Origin of the sequence: Kitasatospora sp. NPDC059648 (genome assembly GCF_042734825.1) — a bacterium.
Lineage (GTDB): Bacteria > Actinomycetota > Actinomycetes > Streptomycetales > Streptomycetaceae > Kitasatospora.
Genome location: NZ_JBHWDU010000199.1, coordinates 1 through 3628, shown reverse-complemented (window position 1 = coordinate 3628; position 3628 = coordinate 1). Strand labels below are relative to the sequence as shown.

Here is a 3628-nt window from a genome sequence, read left to right as displayed (position 1 = left end):
CATCACCCGCAGCCGCCTCGGACGCCTCACTCGCCAAGGCTTCCTCACCCAACCCGAACGAGGCCGCTACCAGAAACGGACTTAACGTCCACTGACACCGCGTCTGACCTGGGCGCAGCAAAGCATCAAGGAATCGGCTGATCCCTTGATGGTGTCTGCGATACCGAGTCGTTACGCGGCGAAGCCCGGGCATCAAGGGATCCGTCAAGGTGCGCGGGGTTGGCTTGGCCGGCACCAGAGAGCACTGATGAAGGAGTCCCTGATGACGGTGGCCGTCCCCACGAAGCGCCGTAAGCGCCGGCACGACGGTGCGGCGTTCGACCGTGCGGCCCTGGCCGCGCTCTACAGAAGCTCAGCTCGAAGCTGACCTCGTACGCGCGGTATTTCGAGTACACCCCGGTTCCGCTCCACCTGCGCGGAACCACGGAGGCGCAGGGAGCCCTGCCGGCCTGGCAGGACTTCTACCCGAGGTTCCCCAGGGTGTTGTTCGTGCTGACCGCGGGGTCCGAGAAGACCTCGGAGACGACGCTGCGCAACCGGATCGAGGACCTCCAGGTCGCCGCCGCCGACAGTCCGCGGGTGGTCAACTTCCTGAGGAACGTCCCCGCCGGGGCGGCCACGCTCCAGGACATCGAGAGGTACGGGGCTACCGGGAAGGTGTGGAGCTCCCTCGCCGATCCGGACCGGCCCGCGTGCGGCTGGACCGAGCTGTAGAAGACATCAAGGAGTAACGACCCTCATGCCACTACCGGCCACGACCGGATTTGCCACCAGGACGATGTCCGACAGCAGAATCCGCAGCTATTCCGTCCACGAGGTGCGAGAGAACACGCTCCTCGTGTCGCCGGGGGACGTCGACAGCATCCAGCTCTGGGCCGCCCCGTACCCGGTCGACCTGGCCGAGTTCACCTCCATCAACATCCGCGGCCGCAGCGAGTGCGCCCGGACGGCATGAAGAACAGCTGCCGTCCGACAAGGCAGTGCTGCGGATCATCCGCCAGGGGCGCCGGATTGGCCCCTGCAACCCCAGCGCGGCGATGCGGCGACGTACCGACGGCCGGATGACGCGACGGGCCGGGAAGTGGGCCCCGTTTCGTACGGTCCGTCGGACATACCCACACTTCGGCCACCGGGATGGGCACCGGTACGCATTGGTGCCGCGGTGATCGCGCTACGATGTCGGCGGCGGTTGAACCGTGGTTCTGGATCACTTTCCGCGCCAGAGCCACAGAGCGTCACCGAAACCGCGATCATGAACGGTCGTGACTGACGTGCCGTCTCATGGATAGCCAGAGCGATCGGTTGTCCCTTGAACGCCGTCCCAAGGCAGAATGAGCGCATGGCGACTTGAAGAGCACCGGCCGGACGGAAGTCCTGGCGCAAGAGGGGAAACGGCTGGTCAGTCCGCGACGGTGACCGCTGGATCTGCCTCGTGTGCCACGAGCCTGTCCGCTCCTACCAGTACCGTTTCCATCCGCCCGAGTCCTCGTTCTTCGAGCGTTGCGTCGGGTTTGCCTGGTGCTCGGGGTGCCGGATCTACTCGGGCAACATGGTCTACGTTCCTCGCAAACGCGTTCTGGTCGACGCCCTTGCCTCGCTACCTGCCGATGACCGCGATCAGTTGCTCCGAAAGGAGGCCGCGCTGGTCGACTACCTCGACAGCCGAGGCCTCGGCCAGCACTGACCCGAGCCCCCGCCCTGGGCCGTCGTGCTCGGCGCCATCGCCGTCCAGCCCTGATGTGACCCCCACATTCAGCGCTCTCATGCCGCGTGGAGGACGCGCTTGCGCAGGAGGTCGAAGTTGGCGCGGCCGAACATCTGCCGCTTCAGCATTTTGATCTTGTTGTTGTGACCCTCGACCGCGCCGGAACTGTAGTTCAGGGTGAGGCCGGCGACGACCGCCTCGAGGTCCTGCAGGAGGCCGGTGGCGAAGCTTCGAAGGGCTGGGACCTGGTCCTGCTGGACGCGGGTGATCCAGTCCTTGAGCTCTCGTCCGCGGCGGTCGTTCATCAGCTCGGCGAAGGCCCTGACGTGCTCGGCGGTGGTGGCCAGCACCGGGACTCGGGCGAGGACCTCCTTGAGCTGCTGAGCGTCCTCGTCGCGGAGGCGGTCGGGACGGCGGGTGATCCAGCTGGTCACGTCCCGGACGGAGGGCTTGTGGCGGGGCGGGTCCTGGTTGGGGAACGCCTCCCGCAGGCGGCGCACGTAGACGCGCACGATCTGCTCCTGGCCCGGGTAGCCGCGCTGTCGGATCTCCTCGAACAGGCGCCGGGCGATGGTGTGGCCCTCGGCGAACCGCTGGTGGAGGTAGGGCTTGTAGGGGTCGAGGATGCTGGTGCGTCCGGTCCAGCGGCCGACCAGCAGCTCGTCCGGGTCCTTCGCGCCGGCCAGTCGGCGCACCGTGTTGCGGGCCAGGCCCAGGCGTCGGTCGATGGCGCGCAGGCTGAACCCGTCCTCCATGAGCGTGTGGACGGCGGCGTGCTGTTCGCGGACCCGGTCGGACAGCCGGCCGGTCCGGCGGGGCTCGGAGCTGACGGACGCCAAGGCGACAGCCGGAGCCGGGCCTGCTGGAGGGGCCGGTTCGGGTAGCAGGGCACGGTGCTGGAGCACGGTCTTCTCGACCGCCTCGGCGAGGTTCTGCCACAGGTGGAACCGGTCGGCGACATGGATCGCGTCCGGGGCACCGAGCCGGACGGCTTCGGCATAGGAGGCCGACCGGTCGCGGCAGACGACCTTCACCCCTGGGTGGTCGGCCAGCCATGAGCGGACGGTCTCGACCGTGCGGTCGGGCAGCAGATCGACCGGGCGGCGGGTCTCGATGTCGACCAGGATCGTGGCGTAGACGTGGCCCTTGCGCAGGGCGAACTCGTCGACGCCCAGAACGCGCGGCACCGCGTGCGCCGGATCCGGCAGGGCCCGTATCAGCCGCAGGAGCGTGGACCGGCTCACCGGGACCGCGAAGGTCTCGGCCAGGCGAGAGCCTGCCCGGCCGGCCAAGGCCAGGGCGAGCTGCTGCAGCGCGGTCTACAGGCCCTGGCTCCGCCGCCCGTGACGGAAGGTCAGCCCCGCTGCCTGCTCGACGAACGTGGCCCGGGGGCAAGCTCGTTCACGGCAGCGGAACCGGCGGACCCGTAACTCGACCACCACCCGACGCCCGCCCGCCGCGCTGTCGTCCAGCCGCCGCACGAAGCTGCTGTGCACCCGGGTCGAGACGGTTCCGCACGACGGACAGCCCGCCTCGTCGCCGGTCGTGGCGGCGTGGACGGTCACGCGGTCGGCGCGGATGGTCAGGGTGTTGACCGCGACGTCGGGGTTCTGGTGGAGCCAGAGGTCTTGGAGGAGGTCGTCAGTCACGACCGTTCATGATCGCGGTTCCGGTGACGCTCTGTGGCTCTGGCACGGAAAGTGATCCAGAACCAGTTTTCACCCGTCGCCGACATACGAGCCGAAGGCCGAGCGGGGCTCGCGCAGACCGTCCTGCGGCAACCATCGGGGTGGAGGTACGAAGCGGCCCTTCGCAGCGGACTCAGGTCTTACTGACCTCGGCGCTTCAAGGTGATGGCGGTGGGAGGTCGAGGGAGAGTCCGGTTCCGGTGAGGAAGCCGTCGAGGATGTCGGAGCGGTACTG

General features: G+C 68.4%; 5 protein-coding genes. 3 read left to right on the top strand and 2 right to left on the bottom strand.

The window, feature by feature from the left end:
* Window positions 1-489: 489 nt before the first annotated feature.
* The 3 genes from ACFV1W_RS40345 to ACFV1W_RS40335 all read left to right on the top strand — a co-directional run bounded on the left by ACFV1W_RS40345 (window position 490) and on the right by ACFV1W_RS40335 (window position 1684).
* A complete protein-coding gene (locus tag ACFV1W_RS40345; RefSeq protein ID WP_380422527.1) occupies window positions 490-714 on the top strand; it encodes a hypothetical protein in 225 nt (74 codons plus the stop codon).
* 64 nt (window positions 715-778) lie between these two features.
* Entirely contained in the window at window positions 779-955 is a 177-nt protein-coding gene (locus tag ACFV1W_RS40340; protein ID WP_380422525.1) for a hypothetical protein, read from the top strand.
* 477 nt (window positions 956-1432) lie between these two features.
* Entirely contained in the window at window positions 1433-1684 is a 252-nt protein-coding gene (locus ACFV1W_RS40335) for a hypothetical protein (protein ID WP_380422524.1), read from the top strand.
* A gap of 77 nt (window positions 1685-1761) precedes the next feature.
* On the opposite strand, the gene ACFV1W_RS40330 is transcribed toward ACFV1W_RS40335, so the two are convergent.
* Window positions 1762-3018 carry an ISL3 family transposase gene (locus ACFV1W_RS40330; protein WP_380422528.1) on the bottom strand — a complete coding sequence of 419 codons (1257 nt, stop codon included), beginning with the start codon at window positions 3016-3018 and terminating at the stop codon, window positions 1762-1764.
* A gap of 6 nt (window positions 3019-3024) precedes the next feature.
* Complete coding sequence (locus ACFV1W_RS40325; RefSeq protein ID WP_380422523.1) at window positions 3025-3354, bottom strand: transposase family protein; 330 nt, start codon at window positions 3352-3354, stop codon at window positions 3025-3027.
* Window positions 3355-3628: the final 274 nt, after the last annotated feature.

Coding starts and splice junctions, on each gene's coding strand:
- ACFV1W_RS40340 (WP_380422525.1), top strand. CDS start 779: ATGTCCGACAGCAGAATCCGCAGCTATTCCGTCCACGAGGTGCGAGAG.